We start from the raw sequence: 18,052 nt of genomic DNA on the forward strand, positions 1-18,052 counted from the left end.
GATCTCATCCCCTTCGTTTCGCCACACCGAACAAGCCGTTCGGCAGCACGTAGAGCACGAGCAGAAACAGCAGCATGCCCGCGAGTTCCTGCAACGCCGAACTGGCGAGCGTGACGGTGAGCGCCTCGGTAATGCCGAGCAGCATCGCGCCCGCCAGCACGCCCGGAATCGAGCCCACGCCCGCGAGCACCGTGATGATGAACGCCTTGACGGTGAGCGCTTCGCCGATGGATGGCTGGATCGCGCTCGACGCGTAGATCGACACGCCCGCGCACGAAGCGAGCAGCCCTGCTACGACGAACGAGATCAGTTCGGTCTTGCGCGGGTCGATGCCCATCAGGCGCGCCGCATCGCGGTTGCTGGAAATCGCGCGCACGGCGCGCCCATACCACGAACGCGAGAGCCACCACCAGAGCGAGAGCATCAGCACGACGCTGATACCGAACGAGAGCACTTCGCTGCGCATGGAAAGCAGGTTGCCGAGCATCACGCTGTCCTGCAGCCATGCGCTGCCGGTCGAGCGCACGTCGGCGCCCCAGCCCAGCAGCACGGCATTGGTCAACACGATGCCGATTCCGTAGGTCAGAATCAGCGAGTTCAGCTCGCGGTCGCGCTTGATGCGGCTAACCAGATACCACGCAGCGGCCGCCGCGGCGCAAACCACCGGAATCGCCACCGGAATTGCGAACACGGGGTTCAGGCCCAGCTTCGTCTCGAACGTATAGGCGATATAGGCGGCAAGCAGCACCAGTTCGCCGTGGGCGAGATTGATGATGCGCATCGAGCCGAATACCAGCGCGAGCCCCAGCGCGACGAGCGCGTAGGCGCCGCCCACCAGCACGCCCGAATACAGCGATTGCAGCAACAGGTCCGTCATCGCGGCTCCTCCTTCGTTGCGCGCGCAATTACCACGGCAGCGCGGGGTAGTTCAGCTTGCCCGTGGCGCGCTCCTTCGGCCACACGAGCACGATGCGATTGCCCTGGATCTGCGCCATGTTGTTCAGGAACACGGGGTTGTCGCCGTTCGGCGCGAAGCTCACCTTTCCGATCAGCGTGTCGTGCGGCTTCGCGCGCAGTTCGGCGGCAATGCCGTCCTGCTTGAGCGTGCCCGCGTCGGCAGCGCGCGCCATGGCCTCGAACAGCAGCCGCGACTGCACGTAGGCGAATTCGGCCAGATAGTCGGGCTCCTTGTGATATGCAGCCTGATATGCCTGCACGAAGGCCTTGCCGTCGGCCGTGCCGAAGTCCGCGGGATATGGCAGCATCGCGCAGCCGATCACGTTGTTCACGAGATCGGGATAGTCGGTGGTCATTTTCGGCGTCACGATGGACCACGCGCCCATCACGGCCTTTAGTTGCGGGCGCAGCACCTTGGCCGCGCGCAGAATGCCGATATAGTCGTTCTCGTAAGCGATCATCAGCAGAACTTCGGGTTTGTCCTGCAAGCGCACCTTGTTCACGAGCGGCTTGAAGTCCGTCATCGCCGGGTCGAACGCATGCACCGTCACCGCCACGCCCTGCGCGCGCAGTTGCGTCGAGACTTCGTTGCTGAGGTCGGTGGTGGCCTGCTTCGTCGAGGCGAGAATCGAAACCGACTTCACGCCCATGGCGTTCAACTGCCCCACCACGGCCTTCGAATAGCCCGATGCGGGGCCGATGCGGAAAAAGTGCTTGAGGCCGCGCGAGGTCATCGCGCTGTCCACGGCCCCCGAGGTGATATAGACGATGCCCGCCTTGTCGGCCGCTTCGGAAGCCGGGCTCACCGAATTGGAGCCATAGCCGCCGGTAATGGCGAGCACGCCTTGCGACGCGAGCTTCTCCACCGCCGATACGGCCTTGGCGGGCTGCGCCTCGTCATCGACCACGGTGAGCGCGACCTTGTGTTTACCGCTACCGTTGTTGAAGAGATCGGCGGCGAGCCGGATGCCCTCGAGCTGCGCGTTGCCTGCACGCGCCATCGAACCGGTAAGCGGCAACTCCACCCCCACGGGCAGTGTGTCGGCAAATGCGGCGGGCGTGTGGGCGAGCAGCGCGCAGGCGCTTGCGGCGCCCGCGCCGATGCGAAAGAGTGCGCGCACGAGGGCGCGCGGCTTGCTGCGAGTCGCGAAGCGGTCCATCGAACCTCCAAACCTGAGTCTCGGTAATAGGAAGCGGCACCGTTCAATTGCAGTGCTCGCCCTGTTTCGTTTTTCTATGTTTTCGTTACCACGGCACGCCGGGATACACCGGCTTCGCCGTCGCGTAGGTCGCGGGCCAGACGAGCGAGAGCTTGCCGTCGCGCGCGAACTGGCCCATATGCGCCACGTAGTTCGTGTTGTCGCCGCGTGCGTCGAACGCTACCTTGCCGAGGAACGTGTCGTCGCGCTGGGTCGCGCGCAGCGTGTCGGCGAGACCGCCCTTGTCGAGCGTGCCCGCTTTCTGCGCGTTCGCGATCGCGTCGAACAACAGCTGCGCGTAGACGAACGACGTCTGCGACTGATAGTTCGAGGTGGTCTTGAAGAGCCGCTGGTACGTGTCGGAGAAGTCGCGCTGGTCCGCCGAGCGGTAGTCGGCCGGCGAAGAGAGCACGGTCGCGCCATACACGTTCGGCACGAGGTCTGGGAACGACTGCGCCATCTTCGGACTCGCGAACGCCCATGGCGCCGCGATCGCCTTCAGGTCGGGCTTGAGCACGCGCGAGGCGCGCAGAATGCCCACGTAGTCGTTCTCGTAGCCGAGCATCGCCATGGCGTCGGGCTTGTCCTGCAGCTTGACCTTGTTGACGAGTGGCTTGAAGTCGCCGATCGAGGGATCGTAGGCATGCAGGAAGGTCTTCATGCCTTGCGCCTTGAGCGCCGTGTCGAGCTGCTTCGCGAGGTCGCTCGTCGCGTCCTTCGTCGAGTAGACGATCGCCACTGACTTCACGCCCAGCGTGTTGAAGAGGCCCACCATGCCCTTCGTGTAGCCAGGCGTGTTGCTCACGCGAAAGAAGTTCTTCAGGCCGCGCGTGACCATGTCATCGCTCGTGCCGCCCGACGTCACGTAGACGAGCCCGGCCTTGTTCGCAGCTTCCGACGCCGGGCCGGCGCAGTTCGAATTGGCTGCGCCCGCAATCGCGACCACGTGCTGCGAGGCGAGTTGCTCGACAGCAGCGACGGCCTTGGCCGGGTTCGATTCGTCGTCGACGGCCACCAGCGTGATCTTGTCCTGCGGATGGCGCCGGTTGTAGATGTCGGCCGCCACCTGAATGCCGCGGTACATTTCGGTGCCCGCCTGCGCGAGCGCGCCGGTGAGCGGCAGTTCGACGCCCACGCGCCATTCCGTGGCGTGCGCGAACGACGGCGCGAGTGCGATGGCGAGCGCCGCCGCCAGCGCGCCGCGCAGGTTCGTCTGTGCGGGCCGTTCGCGTCCCGGTTTGCCGATGCTCCCGTGCTGCGTGTTGGGTCGCGTCATGTCTCCTCCTTTGCCCTTGGGGGCTTTTGTCTGCTTTGGAGTCTGCTGCGCGGCGGCCGCCTGATTCGTTTGTGCGCGCCACTGGACAGGTGCCAGTGTGGTTCAGGCGCGCGAGGCCAACAATTCGTTTTCGGGAAAGCGGGCGTTCGGCTGGCTGGAAGTCGGCATTTGTCCCGATGCCTGCGCGCGTGCAGTCAGCGGATCCATCGAGGCGGCGCAAAAAAAACCGCTGCACTCAGGCAGCGGTCATTGGGAACCAGGTCGGCGCACGTACTCGCGATGCGCCGTCAAACGGACGGTCTACGGTGCGCTCAGGCCGGCGCGTTTTCGGTGCTCAGCTTCGACACCATGCCGGTCTTGGCGTCGTAGGCATAGCCCTGCTGCTCGAGATGGGCGCTGACCGCTTCGACGACCACTTGCTGCTGGGACTCCTTGCGCAGCAGTTCATGCTCCGGCGCGACCTGGCCCAGCTCGGTGGCGAGGCGGCGGCTCAACGAGGCTTCGCCGGCGCTGCGGGCGAGACCCACGATCGCCTTTTCGTTGGCCTGGGCCAGTTGCTGTTTCAGTCCGTTCGCGTACTCGGACCAGCGCTTGATGTTCTCGCGCGCATCGGCAATCGCGGCGGCGTGCCTGGCCGTCTCGCTGGCAAGCTGGGCCTTCAGCGCTTCGACTTCTTCCGGATCGGCGGCCGCGGGCTGTGCCTCGGCTGCGCCCTCGGCGGCTTCGCTCGATTCCGCGGCCTTGGCGAATTCGCCCATCTCGGCGAGTTCGGTCGCCTGCTGCTGCGCGGCGTCGGCGCGCTCCTGCGCCTCGGTCAGGCTCGCCGTGAGACGCGCGATTTCGGAGGCGTCGGCCGTGCGCTCGTCGCTCAGGCTGGCGAGCTGCTGCTGGGCATTCTGCAGTTCGGTGGCGGCGGCATCGCGCTCGGCCTGGGCACCGGCGACCTGTTCGCGCTGGGCCGCGTGCGCTTCCTGCTCGGCTTGCAGCGCCGCGCGAATCGCTTCCAGTTCGCCCTCGAGCTTCGCCACAGCTTCCGTGTGAGCCGCTTCCAGCGCTGCGCGCTCCGCTTCGTCATTCCCGGTCGAGGCTGCCGGCTCGGCCTGGCCGCTTTCCTCAGCGGCTTCGGCTTGGGCGGCCTGGGCCGCGTGCGCTTCGCGCTCAGCGGCCAATTCGGCGAGCGCGCGCTCCAGTTCTGCCTCGAGGGCCGAAACGCGCCCGGCCAGTTCCTCGGCGCGCTTCTCGGCGGCGTCGGCGCGCTCGATCGCGCTCGCGATGTCTTCCTCGAGAGCCGGGCCGGCATTGGGCCTGGTCTCGTAGGCGCGCGTCATGTTATCCAATTGGACTTGCAGGGCGTCGAGTTCCTGGACCGTGCTCTGCAGCTCTTCGAGCGCATTGTCGCGCTCGTTGCACGCGTCCTCGACGCGCTCGCGCATCGACAGCAGGCGGCGCGCCACGGCGCGCTCGGCTTCGTCCTGCGCCGACGTCCACAGACGGTCGAGCGCGTCGCGCATCGTGTCTGTCACGGTTTCCGGCAGCCCGGGGCGCTCCACGACCTGCTGCACGCGCGGCGCACGCTCTTCGCGCCACTTGCGCAGCGAGGCAGCCACTGCGACCACCGAACCGGTATGAACTTCGGACCAGATGGCCATGGGAGAAACCTTCTGACCCTCGTCGGCCATCCGCTCCGCGATTTCAGCAACCAGTTCGTCCGTGATCGTAATGCTGCTTGACATATCTGCCTCGAGAAAGTGCGAGCCCACCCCGCGTTTCTAGAGATTGTCAGGCAACCACCTCCCGGTTAATCGCTCGAAAAGCCGGGTTTAAGGGGAGGTGTTCACAGGATTGCGCCGCCGGGCGCGCTCCGCGTCACGCCGCTGCCGCAGCCCAAAGTCGGCTCCTCCACGCTGGCCACCGGGGTTTTGTGGCTCGCGTCAGGCGGCCAGCGCCCTGCGAATCGCCGCCGAAAGCTCCGCAGGTGCGAACTTGGAGACGTATCCGTTCGCGCCCGCGTTGCGCGCGTGCGCCTCGTTGGCGCTGCCTGAAAGCGACGAATGAATGAGCACCGGAAGGTGCTTCAAGCGCTGGTCGGCCTTGATCTTGCGCGTGAGCATGAAGCCATCCATCTCAGGCATTTCGAGGTCGGTGATCACGAGCGAAACCTTGTCGCGAATTGCGATGCCATCGCTCTGCGCATCAGTCGCCATCTGCTGGAGGATCTCCCACGCGGCCTGGCCGTTGTGGGCAATCACGTGCGGCACTTCGAGGGCGGTGAGCGCCTGCCCGATCAGCGCGCGGGCGAAGCCCGAGTCGTCGGCAGCGAGGATGCGGCCGCCGGCAAGACGCACGGCTTCGCCCACGGCGTCGGCGCCCACTTCGGTGTGCTGCTCGGGGAAGGCGTCGCGCATGATCTGCTCGACGTCGAGCAGTTGCGCGAGGCGCGCGTTCGCGGTGCCCGGATTGATGCGCGCCACGCCCGTCACATAGCCCGTGGTGCCGCTCGATTCCGCACTCAGCACCTCGCTCCACTCGAGCCGGACGATGTCCTCCACTTCCTCCACGGCGAACGCCTGCGTGCCGCGAGAAAACTCGGTCACGAGCAGAATGCCGGGCGGCTTTTCCGAAACGGAGCCGATCATCGAGCCGACATCGATCACCGGAATGATCTGGCCGCGAATATCCACCGCGCCGGCGAGATGCTCGGGCGAGCCTGCAATCGGCGTGAGCTCGGGCATGGTCGCGATTTCGCGAATCTTGAAGACGTTGATGCCGTAAAGGCCGCGGACCGTCCCCTTGCGCGCCGAACCCAGGCGAAAGAGGAGCAGTTCGAGCCGGTTATTGCTCGTCAGAGTGGTACGCTCGTCCACGCCATGCTGCTGTACTGATTTCAATTTGCACTCCGTAATGATCTGTCGCGAATAGGCTTGGGGAACCGGTCATCCAGCTTACCGTTGTGCTTGTTTCAGGGGGCTTCCGGTGGTATCAGGCGAATGCAGGAGACATCACCGGCTCGTACCGCTCGCCGAGCACGCCGCTGCGCTCCACGAGTGCGGCGAGCACGTCGCCGGCGAGCGGCAAGCCCTGCCAGAACGCGCGGGCGCTGGCGCCATGGGCCAAATGCAGCAACGAGAGCGAACCGGTGAGCACGGCACGCAACGCCAAGGGCCGCTGTTCATCAGCAACTCCATCACCGCCAGCACCGCGTTGAAGGGCGGCGGCGTAGCGCGCACCGCGAACACCTCCGGCCGCGCGAAATATCCGTAATCGGCTGGCGCGCCACCCGTGCGGCGCGCGGCGACGCCTCTTCCATCAGCAATCCGCCCAATTCTTTCTCCTGTGCGGCTGCTTTCCGCGTGACATCTGAGCTTTCCCCTACTAACGGCTCGGGCGCGTCTACCTTGAGTCGATTTACACGTTTACCTCGTCTTTGTTCGGGTTAGCCCGCAGGTTAATTCTGGCCCTTACGGCTAACGCTCATCGATGTCGGGCCGCAGAAAGATACGCCGTGAATAGTTGTAAGCGACAGATCCGAACAAAAAAGCACGGTCGTTATTTCGCTATCCAGATTAATCTTTTGTTAGAAAAATGGCTGCCCAATCGTGCGCACCTCGGGCGCCCGAGGACCGGCATCGCGGGCTCGCAAGTGATTGTCGATCTGTCACTGCCGGGCGTGCATGTCGCGCCAATCCGGGACCTCACCGGCGATGCGCACTTCTCCGAAGTCACCTTCGACGATGTGGAATTGCCCGATGACGCACTGATCGGCACCGAAGGCGCGGGCTGGGAACAGGTCACCGCGGAACTCGCGTTCGAGCGCAGCGGCCCGGAGCGCATTTATTCGAGCATCGTGCGGCGGCCATTGCGAAGGCGCGTGCGAGCCGCGCCGCTGGTGGCGAACGGCGCACATGCGCTCGTGGGCGCGATGGGCATCACCGCCGAGTTCGATCTGCAGCTCTATACGAGACGGTTACACGCGCAACGTCTTCAATATGGATCGGAGTCGTTCTGGGACGACGTCGTCGGCACGCACGCCATCGATCACTGGAACAACGTCGCCGCGGGGGTCATCGGCATTTACGATGCGCTCGATGAAGCCGCGGCGGTCGGAACCTAACCGCGCGAACGCGGGCCTGACGCCGTGCCAACGCGCTCCAGGACCACATCCAGCAGCACGTTCGCGCCGTCGATGAGCTGATCGTCGTCCGTGTGCTCGCGCGGATTGTGGCTAGTGCCGCCACGGCTCGGCACGAAGATCATCGCCGCCGGCGCGATCCGCGCAATCATTTGGGCGTCATGGCCCGCACTCGGCGTCCTGCAAACGCGTTTCACCCAGTTCGCGCAGTTGCCGAAGCAGCACTTCGCCATTCAGTTTCAGCATATTCACGATTGGTTGATTCCGCCCGGCAACGCGAGGCGCGCGATCTCCGCAAAGTAGCGGGCGCCGGTCATCAGGATGTCGTCGTTGAAATCGTAGCCGGCGTTGTGCAGCGGAATCCCGCCGCGCTCCGGCGCGTCGCCGTTGCCGATGAAGATGAAATTCCCGTGCACGACCTGCAGGAACGCACCGAAATCCTCGGAGATCATCATCGGTTGCACGTTGGCGTCAACGGCGGCGTCTCCCGCCACGCTGCGCGCGGCGTTCACTGCCAGTTCGACGAACTGCTCCGAATTGACCGTTGGCGCGAACTCGTGCGTGTACTCGAAGCTGCATTCGGCGCCGTGCGTCTGGCAAATGCCGACGCTGACTTCCCGCATGCGGGTTTCTAGCAGCGCTTGCACCTCCTTCGAATAGCTGCGCGTATCGCCCTTGATGATCACGTTCGACGGAATGACATTGCGAATGCCGTCGGTGATGACTTCCGTGCAGGAGATCACGGCTTGCAGGCTCGGGTCGAGATTGCGCGACACGATGGTTTGCAGCGCGAGCACGATTTGCGCCGCGATGACGATGGGATCGGCCCCCATGTGCGGGCGCGCCGCGTGCGTGCCACGCCCCTTGATATGGATGACGAAGTTATCCTCGCTCGCCATGATGCCACCCGCGCGCGTGGCGAACGTGCCGGCGGGCATGCCCGGCATGTTGTGCGCGCCGAAGATCGCATCGACGGGAAACCGTTCGAACAGCCCGTCCGCCATCATCGCCTTCGCGCCGCGGCCATGCTCTTCGGCCGGCTGGAAGATGAAACGCACCGTGCCGTCGAAATCGCGCCGCTCTGCGAGCAGCCGCGCCGCGCCGAGGACCATCGACATATGGCCGTCGTGTCCGCATGCATGCATTTTTCCCGCGTTCAACGAGGCATGTGCGCGGCCCGGCGCCTGCTCCGCGATATTGAGCGCGTCCATATCGGCGCGCAGGCCGATTACGCGCTTGCCGTTGCCGACCGTGAGGTTTGCCACGAGCCCCGTGCCGCCAATGCCGCGGTGCACTTCGAGACCCAGTGTCTCGAGGATGTTGGCCACGTAGTGGGCGGTATGGATCTCCTCGAAGCCGGTTTCGGGACGTTGGTGCAGATACTGTCGCCAGCTTTTGAGTTGCCCTTGCAGTGTGCTTTCCATATGGGGGTGTCCTCTTTTCGGTTACTGCGCGACCTGACTCAGCCAGGTGTCGCGACGGGCCGCCACGGTCTCCGCGGACGCGCCGACCAGTTGCGCGTACACGCCGGGCGCCGTGGCGCCCTCGGTACTGATCAACAGGACGCGTGAGGCTGCGTCGAGCCCTGCTGCGCGCGCGAGATCGGGTTCGCGCATTAGCATCGCGAGGCCCGCAAGCCCTGCCGCGCCCGATTCGCCCGCTACGATCGGCACGTCGCCTGCCGCGCCGGTGGCGAGGCTACGCATCGCCTCCACGGCATCCTCGTCGTCGATCAGCATGAAGTTGTCGACACACGGCTCGAGTATCTGCCACGCGAGCGGCGACGTCTCCCCGCACGCAAGGCCCGCCATCACGGAATCGACCGACCCGGTGGCTTTCGCTGCGCGGCCGGCGATGGCGCTTTGATACAGGCAGTCGGCCTGGCGCGGTTCGACCACGATGAAACGCGGACGCGCCGCGCCATGATGCTCCCACAGGTAGCTGGCTACGCCGGCCGCGAGTCCGCCCACGCCGCCCTGCAGAAACACGTGCGTCCACGCATCGCCGGACTGTTCGATGAGTTCCGCCGCGATGGTGCCGTAGCCTTGCATGACGTCGCGCGGGATCGCCTCGTAGCCGTCATAGGAGGTATCGGAAACGACGTGCCAGCCGTTCGTCTTCGCCAGTTGCGCCGCGTGCTCGACCGATTCGTCATAGTTGCCGACGATGCGAACGATACGCGCGCCGTACGCGGCGATCGCCGCTTCGCGCTCGACGCTGACGTTCGCATGCAGCACGATCACGCAGTTACAGCCAATCGATTGCGCGGCTGCGGCGAGCGCGTTGCCGTGGTTGCCATCGGTCGCGCTGATGACCGTGAGGTTCGTGACCATCTCGCCGTAGCGGCCTTCGATCAGCTTGCGAGGATCGATCTCCTGCAGGGGCCACAGGCGCATGACGAGGCGCATCAGCGCGATGGGTGCGCCCAGCGCCTTGAAGCTGCCAAGAGGAGAACGAAACGATTCGTCCTTGAGTCCAATGCGAGCAACGCCCAGACGCGCCGCTGCGCCGTCCAGATCCCAGAGCGGCGTGGACTCCGGGCTGATCAGCGACCAACCGGCGAGCCATGCCCGGCTCTCGTCGCCCGACTTCACGTTCAGGATGGCCCCGAGCGTTTCGGGGTAGGCATGGCGCGTGGCGCGCGGGTTGGCGATCAGCATGGGTGGGCTCCGGTGGACTTGCGATGTCGAAATGATATTGCGCAGCCCCCGCGAAAAAGTCTCATAATGCGGCCACGTCACGCAAAAAAATATCGACTTTCAGGCTCCCGCGTAAATGGCGACACATCTCGACTCCTTCGACCGCAAACTCCTGATGGAAGTCCAGCGCGACGCCCAGATTCCCCAAAACGAACTCGGCGCACGCGTGAACCTCTCTACGGCTGCGGTGAACCGGCGTTTGCGCCGTCTCGCCGACGAAGGCGTGATCGACCATTACGCGGCGATCGTCTCACCCGAGAAGGTCGATCATCCCATCACGATCGTCGCGACCGTCGAGGTGGAGAGCGAGCAGATCGACTTGCTGGACGCCATGAAGCGCACCTTCGAGCGCTGCCCGCAGATTCAGCAGTGCTACTACGTCGCGGGCGAGTGGGATTTCGTGCTCATTTTCGCGGTGCGTAACATGGACCAGTACACGGAACTCACGCGCGAGCTATTCTTCTCGAACAACAACGTGAAGCGGTTCAAGACGCTGGTGAGCATGAGCCGCGTGAAGGTGGGGCTCGAAGTGCCGCTCGCGCTCGACGGCGAATGACGAATGCGGGCTGCGACGCAGACGCCACGCGGTCATCTGAACAACAGGAGCCACGACCCATGAGCCACGCAATGCATGATGCTGGAGCCATTGAAAGCGAAGACTTGTTCCATCACCCGGAAATCGCGACGCTGCGCGCGGACCTCGCGCTCGCGCTGCGTGCCGCTGCACATTTCGGCCTGGGTGAAGGCGTCTGCAATCACTTCAGTGTCGCGCTTCCCGGCGAAGACGGCCTCTTTCTGCTGAACCCGCGCGGCCTGATGTGGAGCGAGGTGATGGCCGACGACATCGTCATCGTCGACGCACAGGGGGACGTGATGGCGGGCCGCCATGCCGTTGAGCCGACGGCGATGTTCATTCATGCCGCCATCCACGGCGTCGCGAAGAAGGCCTGCGTGCTGCATACGCACATGCCGTACGCGACCGCCCTCACGCTCACGGAGGACTGTGGGCTCGATACGACCTTGTCGCAGAACGCGATGCGCTATCACGGCCGCGTCGCCCTCGACCGCGAGTACAACGGCCTCGCGCTCGGCCCCGAAGAAGGCGAGCGCATTGCGCATGCGCTCGACGGCAAGGACATCGGCTTCCTCGGCAATCACGGCGTGGTAGTGTGCGGCGAGCGCGTCGACTACGCGTTCGACGACCTCTATTACCTGGAGCGCGCCTGCGCCGCGCAGGTGCTCGCGGGCTCGACCGGGCGCGCGTTGCGGCCCGTGGCGTCCGAACTCGCGCAGCGCGTGGCCGACCAGATTCAGGGCGAGCGATTGCAGTCGGAGTTGTTCTTCGCGGCGCTGCGAAGAACCCTCACGCATGCCTGACAAAAGGCCGCCCTACCTCCCCTGCCACACTGCCTTGCGCTTCTCCGCGAACGCCGCCGCGCCCTCTCGCGCGTCGGCGGAAGCGAACACCGGGTCCCTGATCTCGCGCTGACGCGCGAACATCTCCGTACTGGGCCAGTCTCGCGACTCGCGCATCACGCGCTTGCTCGCGGCCACCGCGAGCGGGCCGTTTGCCACGATCTTCTGCGCGAGTTCGAGTGCGCCCGCCAGCGCTTCGCCCGGCGCGGTGAGACGGTTGACGAGGCCGAACTCGAAGGCCCGCTGGGCGCCGAACATGTCGCCGGTAAGCACGAGCTCCATCGCGATACGCTCCGGCACCTGCTGTTGCAGACGCAACAATCCGCCAGCCGCGGCGCATAGCCCGCGCTTCACTTCGGGCAAACCGAACTGCACGTTGTTCGCTGCCACCACGAGATCGCTCGCCAGCACGACTTCGAAACCGCCCGCGAGCGCGTAGCCTTCGACCGCCGCAATGAGCGGCTTGCGCGGCGGCGCTTCCGTGAGCCCGGCAAAGCCGCGGCCCGGCAGACTCGGCCGCTCGCCTTTGAGAAAGCCCTTCAGGTCCATGCCCGCGCAAAACGTGCCGCCCGCGCCGGTGATGATGGCAAGCCGCAAGTCGTCGCGCTGTTCCAGTTCGTCCAGCGCGGCGGCTATCGCTTCGGCCACCGCCTTCGTGCAGGCGTTGCGTGCCTCGGGACGGTTGATCGTGAGGATCTGGATGCCGTCACAGAATTCGATCAGCAATTCGTCGCTCATGGTCGGCCTCGCTCATGGTCGGCCTCGCTCAGCGCGGCTGCATGCGAATCGCGCCGTCAAGGCGGATGGTCTCGCCCTTGAGCATCGGATTCTCGAGAATGTGCAGCGCGAGCGCGGCGAATTCGTCGGCTTCACCGAGTCGCGGCGGGAACGGCACCATGCGACCGAGCGATTCGCGAATTTCTTCGGGCAGGCGCGCGAGCAGCGGCGTGTCGAAGAGACCAGGTGCGATCGTGCACACACGGATGCCCTTGCTTGCCAGGTCGCGCGCGGCCACGAGCGTCATGCCCACCACGCCCGCCTTCGACGACGCATACGGCACCTGCCCGATCTGCCCTTCGTACGCCGCCACCGAAGACGTGAGCACGCAAGCGCCGCGCTCGCCTCCGGCATCGGGCTCGTTGCGCGCCATCGCCGCCGCCGCGAGGCGCAGCGCATTGAAAGTGCCGAAGAGATTCACGCGCACCACGTTCTCATAGGCTTCGAGCGAGCCCGGCGAGCCGTCCTTCTCGATCAGGCGCACCGCGCCGCCACGACCCGCGCAATGCACGAGCGAGCGCAGCGTGCCGCGCTTCGTAGCCGCCTCGAATACGGCGTTCATGTCGTCGGCGCTCGTCACGTCGGCGGGCACGAAGCTCGCGTGCGCGCCGAGTTCATCGGCCACGGCCGCGTGTACAGGAACGGATCGCCCAGGCGGTCGCCACGCGCACGCGCGATGAATGGACCGCCGTGTTCGAAGGCAGCGACGCATGCGTCACGCCCGTGCTGGGTCTTGCGGAAGCGCCGCTCGATGCGCACAACGTGGCGCGCGGCGCGTTCGCGCAGAGCGGCGGCGCATGGCAGCCGCAATGCGCGCCGCGCTTCGTGGGCTACGGCGGCGAGAGCGCTTAACCGCGCACCGCGCCCAGCGCTGCTTCGTCGTCGGCGAGCAGCGACAGTTGCCCGCTCGCCACGATATGGCTCAGCGGCGCCGGGCGGCCGAGCAGATAGCCCTGCACTTCGTCGCAGCCTTCGTCGGCGAGCAGCGTGAGCTGCGCCTCGGTTTCGATGCCTTCGGCCAGCACCGGAATGCCGAGGCTCTTGCCGAGCGCGAGCACCGCGCGAATGATCGCGGTGGCCTGGCGGCTCGACTCGGCCTCGCTGATGAAAGACTGGTCGAGCTTGATCTTGTCGAACGGGAACGAGCGCAGCGTGTCGAGCGACGAGTAGCCGGTGCCGAAGTCGTCCAGCGCGATGCTCACGCCGATCGCCTTGATTCGCTGCAGCACGTCGAGCGAGCGCTCGCGGTCCGCGAAAATGGTCGTCTCGGTCAGTTCCAGTTCGAGCCGCTCGGGCGCGAGGCCGGTCTCGACCAGCACGGTCTCGACGAGCTTCGGCAGGTCCGCGTGCGAGAACTGCACGGGCGAAAGATTCACCGCCACCTTGTACGGCGGCGACCACGAAACGGCGCGCGTGCAGGCCTCACGCAGCACCCAGGCGCCAATGCCGAGAATGAGGCCGTTCTCTTCGGCGAGCGGAATGAATTCGGCGGGCGAGATGAAGCCGAGCCGCGGATGCTCCCAGCGCAGCAGCGCTTCATAGCCGCAAATTTCGCCGCTCGCGATCGAGGTCTGCACCTGGTAGTGCACGCTCAGCTGCCCGCGCGCGAGCGCCTCGCGCAAGTCGTGCGTGAGCGAGCGGCGCGCCCGCGCGATCTCGTCCATCGCCGGCTCATAGAAGCACACCGACTGCGCCAGATCCGCCTTCGCGCGGTACATGGCGAGGTCGGCGTTGTTGATGAGCACGGTCTTGGTGGTGGCGTCGTCGGGATAGATGGCGACGCCAAGGCTCGCGCCCGAGAGCACTTCGGCGTCGTCGTAGCGCACCGGCCGGTACAGCGCGGTTTCGAGGCGCGAGAGCAGATCGCCGAGATCATCGCGCGAGGAGAAGCGCGTGAGCGCCACGAACTCGTCGCCGCCCACGCGCGCCACGAACTCGCCTTCGCGCATCAGGCTCGAAAGACGCCGCGCGAGAATGCGCAGCACTTCGTCGCCAGCGTGATGGCCGTGCAGGTCGTTGATTTCCTTGAAGCGGTTCAGGTCGATGCCGATGAGCGCCAGCTTGCGGGTGTCCTGCGTGCGCGCCAGTTCGGCGTCGATGCGTGCGTTGAAGCTCGCGCGATTGGGCAGGCCGGTGAGCATGTCGCTCATCGCCATCGTGCGCAGATGCTCGACGGATTCGGCGCGCACGCTGTCGTCGAGCAGAAAGCTCACGCAGCCTGCACCCGCGATCACGAGCGCCATGCACGCCACGGCGAGCGCGAGCGCGTGCAACGCGGCGGGATTCGAAAAGTGTCCGTCGAGCGGCATCGGCACCACCTGGAACGCGGACATGCCGGTGAAGTGCAGCGCGGCGATGGCGAGCGCGAGCACGCCCGCCACGAGGCGCGCGGACGCGTCGGCGCTCGCCCGCGCGCTGGCCGCGTTCTCCTGCGGGCGCCGAGCGGCCACGCCCGCGAGATGCAGCGCGAGCGCGCTGATTGCGACTGCAAACACGATCGACAAGGCGATCCCGACGCGATTCCAGATCACGATGCCTTCCACGCGATACGCGAGCATGCCCGCGTAATGCATGAGCGCGACCGCCAGCCCGACGATCGCACCGCCCAGCGCGGGCGCAGCACGCGTGAGACGGTTCGCGGCGTGGCTCGTGGCGAGCAGGAACCCCGCGAAACTACCCACGAGCGCGATGAGCAGCGACGTGATGGTCAGCACGGGGTCGAAGGCGATCGGCACGCCCGGTTCGAAGCCGAGCATGGCGACGAAGTGCGTGCACCAGATATCGGCGGCGGCCACGACGGCCGCGATGAACGACCAGCCCATGCGCTGCAGCGATCGCGTGGCGAACGCGCGCAGGACGAGCCGCGCCGTGACCCACGAGCCCGCGGCGCAGATCAGCAGCGCGACGACGACGAGCCACAGGTTGTGTTTGTAGACGATGCAGCCCGCCACGCTCATCATGGGAAGATCTCCTTGTTCACCACTCGTTCACCCGGACGTCGGCCGAAGCTGCGTCCCTGTTCGCCCGCACGCGCGGCTTCCAGGCTGCCCGCCTGGTGTTCGGTGGTTCGGTGCGCGCACTCAGGTTCGCGTTGCCTTCCGCGATTTCGAGCGCGGCCTGCTCCACGTGCGCCGTGCTCGTGCTGACCTCCTGCATGGCGCGCGCCACCTGGGCGATCGCCCCCTTGAGCGCGACCGCCGTGGGCGCGCTGGCCGGAACGCCGTCCACCGCGAGGCACGAATACATGATCGCGTCGGCGGCGCGCGCGACGTCGTCGAGCGCGCGAATGGCCACGCGCGGTGGCGAGCCGGACAGTCGAAGCGACTGCGCGCGACCCGGCGAATCTGCCAGCATGAACGGCACTTGAATGAGGAAGAAAAGTTGCAGGTAGGCGTTAATGCGGCGGCAGCTGATGGACCTTGATGCGCCTGGTTGAATTCGGCTGCAAAAAGAGCCGCCGTAAAGGCATCGGCGCGACTCGTTGGCGGGCTCGACAGGGAAAATCGGGACCGCGCACGAGTTTACGGCAGCAAATCAATAAACTTCAGGAAACCCTTTATGGGACAGGTATTTGCAAACGTTTGCAATGTTTTGGTCCCGTTTATTTGCCGCTTGCCGAACGAGCCCCGTTTATCGCTGGAGAAACTACCAATAGCACGACCGTTCTATTTTAGGTACGCTAGCAGCCTTCTCCTCTCAAGATGCGAGACCGTTCCGCCATGTCGCTGATCCTTTCCCGCCGCGATCTGAACTTCCTGCTCTACGAATGGCTCGATGTCGAAAGCCTCACGCGTATTCCGCGCTACGCCGATCACACGCGCGAGACCTTCGACGCCGCGCTCGACACCTGCGAGAAGATCGCCACTGACCTCTTCGCGCCGCACAACAAGAAGAACGATCAGTACGAACCGCACTTCGACGGCGAAGCGGTCACGATCATCCCCGAGGTTAAGACGGCGTTGAAGGCGTTCAGCGACGCAGGCCTGATGGCCGCAGGTCAGGACTACGAATACGGCGGCATGCAGTTGCCGCTCGTCGTCGAGAAGGCAGGCTTCGCGTGGTTCAAGGGGGCGAACGTCGGCACGAGCGCCTATCCGTTCCTCACCATCGGCAACGCGAACCTGCTGCTCGCGCATGGCAGTGCAAAGCAGATCGACACCTTCGTGCGCCCCGAACTGGAAGGCCGCTATTTCGGCACGATGTGCCTTTCCGAGCCGCAAGCGGGTTCGTCGCTTTCGGATGTCGCCACGCGCGCCGACTTCGAATGCGACTCCCCGCTCGGCGCGCAATACCGTCTGCGCGGCAACAAGATGTGGATCTCGGGTGGCGAGCACGAGCTTGCCGAGAACATCGTGCACCTCGTGCTCGCCAAGATTCCCGGTCCCGATGGCAAGCTCATTGCGGGTGTCAAAGGCATCTCGCTGTTCGTCGTGCCCAAGTACCTCGTGAACGAGGACGGCTCGCGCGGCGAGCGCAACGACGTCGTGCTCGCAGGCCTCAATCACAAGATGGGCTATCGCGGCACGACGAACTGCCTGCTGAATTTCGGCGAAGGCACGCAGCACACGCCGGGCGGCCGCGCGGGCGCGATCGGCTACCTCGTGGGCGAGCCGCATCACGGGCTCGCGTACATGTTCCACATGATGAACGAGGCGCGCATTGGCGTGGGGCTCGGCGCGACGATGCTCGGCTATACCGGCTATCTGCATGCGCTCGATTACGCGCGCAACCGTCCGCAAGGGCGTCCCGTGGGCGCGGCGGGCAAAGATCCGGCTTCGCCGCAGGTGAGGCTCGTGGAGCACGCCGACGTGCGCCGCATGCTGCTCGCGCAAAAGAGCTACGTGGAAGGCGCGCTCGCACTCAACCTCTGGTGCGCCAAACTCGTGGACGAAGCGGGTGCCGCCAGCGGCGCGGCGCGCGAGCCGCTCTCGCTGCTGCTGGACCTGCTCACCCCCATCGCGAAGAGCTGGCCTTCGCAATGGTGTCTCGCGGCCAACGACCTCGCCATCCAGGTGCACGGCGGCTATGGCTACACGCGCGAGTACAACGTCGAACAGTTGTATCGCGACAACCGTCTCAATCCGATCCACGAAGGCACGCATGGCATTCAGGGGCTCGACCTGCTCGGCCGCAAGGTCGTCATCAAGGACGGTGCGGCGCTCAAGGTCTTCGTGGCGCGCGTGCAGGCTACGCTCGAACGCGCACACGCTTCGGGCACGGCAGACGAGGCCGCCCACGCAAGCACGCTCGCAGCCGCACTCGAGCGGCTCACGCAAGTCACGCGGCAGTTGTGGGCAGCCGGCGACCCGGCGGTGACGCTCGCCAATGCTTCGGTGTACCTGGAAGCGTTCGGCCACGTGGTCCTCGCCTGGGTGTGGCTCGAACAGGCGCTCGTGGCCGGCGCGGCGCTCGCCAAAACCGGCGGCGAGGAGGCGGACTTCTATCGCGGCAAGCTCGCGGCGGCCGCTTACTTCTTCGCATGGGAGTTGCCGAAAACCGGCGCGCAGTTCGATCTGCTCGCCTCGCTCGACCGCACCACGCTCGACATGCAGGACGCGTGGTTCTAAAGCCGCGATCACGGAGCGAAAGCCAGGCGCCC

At 65.7% G+C, this 18,052-nt stretch carries 16 protein-coding genes and 2 pseudogenes; 5 read left to right on the forward strand and 13 right to left on the reverse strand.

All coding sequences use genetic code 11. The features are described from left to right. Nucleotides 1–4: 4 nt before the first annotated feature. The 6 genes from AB3X99_RS34275 to AB3X99_RS34300 all read right to left on the reverse strand — a co-directional run bounded on the left by AB3X99_RS34275 (nucleotide 5) and on the right by AB3X99_RS34300 (nucleotide 6,591). A complete protein-coding gene (locus tag AB3X99_RS34275) occupies nucleotides 5–877 on the reverse strand; it encodes a branched-chain amino acid ABC transporter permease (protein ID WP_368602047.1) in 873 nt (290 codons plus the stop codon). A 28-nt stretch (nucleotides 878–905) separates the two neighbouring features. Continuing rightward, nucleotides 906–2,117, reverse strand: a complete 1,212-nt coding sequence (locus tag AB3X99_RS34280) for an ABC transporter substrate-binding protein (RefSeq protein ID WP_368602046.1) — start codon at nucleotides 2,115–2,117, stop codon at nucleotides 906–908. 85 nt (nucleotides 2,118–2,202) lie between these two features. Then, nucleotides 2,203–3,432 (reverse strand): ABC transporter substrate-binding protein, encoded by a 1,230-nt coding sequence (locus AB3X99_RS34285; protein ID WP_368602045.1) that lies wholly within the window; start codon nucleotides 3,430–3,432, stop codon nucleotides 2,203–2,205. Nucleotides 3,433–3,743: 311 nt separating this feature from the next. Continuing rightward, a complete protein-coding gene (locus AB3X99_RS34290; protein WP_368619504.1) occupies nucleotides 3,744–5,165 on the reverse strand; it encodes a DNA-binding protein in 1,422 nt (473 codons plus the stop codon). 198 nt (nucleotides 5,166–5,363) lie between these two features. Continuing rightward, entirely contained in the window at nucleotides 5,364–6,320 is a 957-nt protein-coding gene (locus tag AB3X99_RS34295; protein WP_368619505.1) for a chemotaxis protein CheV, read from the reverse strand. 91 nt (nucleotides 6,321–6,411) lie between these two features. Beyond that, nucleotides 6,412–6,591, reverse strand: coding sequence for a hypothetical protein (locus tag AB3X99_RS34300; RefSeq protein WP_368602042.1), 180 nt, complete (start codon nucleotides 6,589–6,591; stop codon nucleotides 6,412–6,414). Nucleotides 6,592–7,066: 475 nt separating this feature from the next. Here AB3X99_RS34300 and AB3X99_RS34305 point away from each other — a divergent pair. Then, a pseudogene (locus AB3X99_RS34305) lies at nucleotides 7,067–7,279 on the forward strand (acyl-CoA dehydrogenase); the annotation flags it as partial. 260 nt (nucleotides 7,280–7,539) lie between these two features. Here AB3X99_RS34305 and AB3X99_RS34310 read toward each other — a convergent pair. The 3 genes and pseudogenes from AB3X99_RS34310 to AB3X99_RS34320 form a co-directional block, all read right to left on the reverse strand. Beyond that, a pseudogene (locus AB3X99_RS34310) lies at nucleotides 7,540–7,731 on the reverse strand (M20/M25/M40 family metallo-hydrolase); the annotation flags it as partial. 78 nt (nucleotides 7,732–7,809) lie between these two features. Then, complete coding sequence (locus AB3X99_RS34315) at nucleotides 7,810–8,985, reverse strand: M20 aminoacylase family protein (RefSeq protein WP_368619506.1); 1,176 nt, start codon at nucleotides 8,983–8,985, stop codon at nucleotides 7,810–7,812. 21 nt (nucleotides 8,986–9,006) lie between these two features. Next, complete coding sequence (locus AB3X99_RS34320; RefSeq protein ID WP_368619507.1) at nucleotides 9,007–10,221, reverse strand: diaminopropionate ammonia-lyase; 1,215 nt, start codon at nucleotides 10,219–10,221, stop codon at nucleotides 9,007–9,009. 115 nt (nucleotides 10,222–10,336) lie between these two features. Here AB3X99_RS34320 and AB3X99_RS34325 point away from each other — a divergent pair, with 115 nt between their 5' ends. Together AB3X99_RS34325 and AB3X99_RS34330 are read left to right on the forward strand one after the other, a co-directional pair. Beyond that, on the forward strand, nucleotides 10,337–10,816 hold the full coding sequence (locus tag AB3X99_RS34325; RefSeq protein WP_028208368.1) for an Lrp/AsnC family transcriptional regulator: 480 nt from the start codon (nucleotides 10,337–10,339) through the stop codon (nucleotides 10,814–10,816). A gap of 71 nt (nucleotides 10,817–10,887) precedes the next feature. After that, nucleotides 10,888–11,637 (forward strand): aldolase, encoded by a 750-nt coding sequence (locus AB3X99_RS34330; protein WP_368619525.1) that lies wholly within the window; start codon nucleotides 10,888–10,890, stop codon nucleotides 11,635–11,637. 12 nt (nucleotides 11,638–11,649) lie between these two features. Here the strand turns inward: AB3X99_RS34330 and AB3X99_RS34335 are convergent, their stop codons facing one another. Then, nucleotides 11,650–12,414, reverse strand: coding sequence for a crotonase/enoyl-CoA hydratase family protein (locus tag AB3X99_RS34335; RefSeq protein WP_368619508.1), 765 nt, complete (start codon nucleotides 12,412–12,414; stop codon nucleotides 11,650–11,652). Nucleotides 12,415–12,442: 28 nt separating this feature from the next. After that, nucleotides 12,443–13,078: an SDR family oxidoreductase gene (locus AB3X99_RS34340; RefSeq protein WP_368619509.1), complete on the reverse strand. Its 636-nt coding sequence runs from the start codon at nucleotides 13,076–13,078 to the stop codon at nucleotides 12,443–12,445. Between AB3X99_RS34340 and AB3X99_RS34345 the strand changes: the two genes are divergently transcribed. Next, nucleotides 13,003–13,305, forward strand: coding sequence for a CoA transferase (locus AB3X99_RS34345; RefSeq protein ID WP_368619526.1), 303 nt, complete (start codon nucleotides 13,003–13,005; stop codon nucleotides 13,303–13,305). The genes AB3X99_RS34340 and AB3X99_RS34345 overlap by 76 nt on opposite strands. Here the strand turns inward: AB3X99_RS34345 and AB3X99_RS34350 are convergent. Together AB3X99_RS34350 and AB3X99_RS34355 are read right to left on the reverse strand one after the other, a co-directional pair. Beyond that, nucleotides 13,302–15,413, reverse strand: a complete 2,112-nt coding sequence (locus AB3X99_RS34350) for a putative bifunctional diguanylate cyclase/phosphodiesterase (protein ID WP_368619510.1) — start codon at nucleotides 15,411–15,413, stop codon at nucleotides 13,302–13,304. The two genes, AB3X99_RS34345 and AB3X99_RS34350, sit on opposite strands and share 4 nt — an antisense overlap. Nucleotides 15,414–15,429: 16 nt before the next feature. Beyond that, nucleotides 15,430–15,807: a hypothetical protein gene (locus AB3X99_RS34355; RefSeq protein WP_368619511.1), complete on the reverse strand. Its 378-nt coding sequence runs from the start codon at nucleotides 15,805–15,807 to the stop codon at nucleotides 15,430–15,432. 365 nt (nucleotides 15,808–16,172) lie between these two features. Between AB3X99_RS34355 and AB3X99_RS34360 the strand changes: the two genes are divergently transcribed. Further along, complete coding sequence (locus AB3X99_RS34360) at nucleotides 16,173–18,020, forward strand: acyl-CoA dehydrogenase (protein ID WP_368619512.1); 1,848 nt, start codon at nucleotides 16,173–16,175, stop codon at nucleotides 18,018–18,020. Nucleotides 18,021–18,052: the final 32 nt, after the last annotated feature.

This window comes from Paraburkholderia sp. BR10882 (assembly GCF_040948855.1).
GTDB lineage: Bacteria > Pseudomonadota > Gammaproteobacteria > Burkholderiales > Burkholderiaceae > Paraburkholderia > Paraburkholderia nodosa_A.

Coding starts and splice junctions, on each gene's coding strand:
- AB3X99_RS34315 (WP_368619506.1), bottom strand. CDS start 8,985: ATGGAAAGCACACTGCAAGGGCAACTCAAAAGCTGGCGACAGTATCTG.
- AB3X99_RS34330 (WP_368619525.1), top strand. CDS start 10,888: ATGCATGATGCTGGAGCCATTGAAAGCGAAGACTTGTTCCATCACCCG.
- AB3X99_RS34360 (WP_368619512.1), top strand. CDS start 16,173: ATGTCGCTGATCCTTTCCCGCCGCGATCTGAACTTCCTGCTCTACGAA.
- AB3X99_RS34320 (WP_368619507.1), bottom strand. CDS start 10,221: ATGCTGATCGCCAACCCGCGCGCCACGCGCCATGCCTACCCCGAAACG.
- AB3X99_RS34280 (WP_368602046.1), bottom strand. CDS start 2,117: ATGGACCGCTTCGCGACTCGCAGCAAGCCGCGCGCCCTCGTGCGCGCA.
- AB3X99_RS34355 (WP_368619511.1), bottom strand. CDS start 15,807: ATGCTGGCAGATTCGCCGGGTCGCGCGCAGTCGCTTCGACTGTCCGGC.
- AB3X99_RS34335 (WP_368619508.1), bottom strand. CDS start 12,414: ATGAGCGACGAATTGCTGATCGAATTCTGTGACGGCATCCAGATCCTC.
- AB3X99_RS34275 (WP_368602047.1), bottom strand. CDS start 877: ATGACGGACCTGTTGCTGCAATCGCTGTATTCGGGCGTGCTGGTGGGC.
- AB3X99_RS34350 (WP_368619510.1), bottom strand. CDS start 15,413: ATGATGAGCGTGGCGGGCTGCATCGTCTACAAACACAACCTGTGGCTC.
- AB3X99_RS34290 (WP_368619504.1), bottom strand. CDS start 5,165: ATGTCAAGCAGCATTACGATCACGGACGAACTGGTTGCTGAAATCGCG.
- AB3X99_RS34285 (WP_368602045.1), bottom strand. CDS start 3,432: ATGACGCGACCCAACACGCAGCACGGGAGCATCGGCAAACCGGGACGC.
- AB3X99_RS34325 (WP_028208368.1), top strand. CDS start 10,337: ATGGCGACACATCTCGACTCCTTCGACCGCAAACTCCTGATGGAAGTC.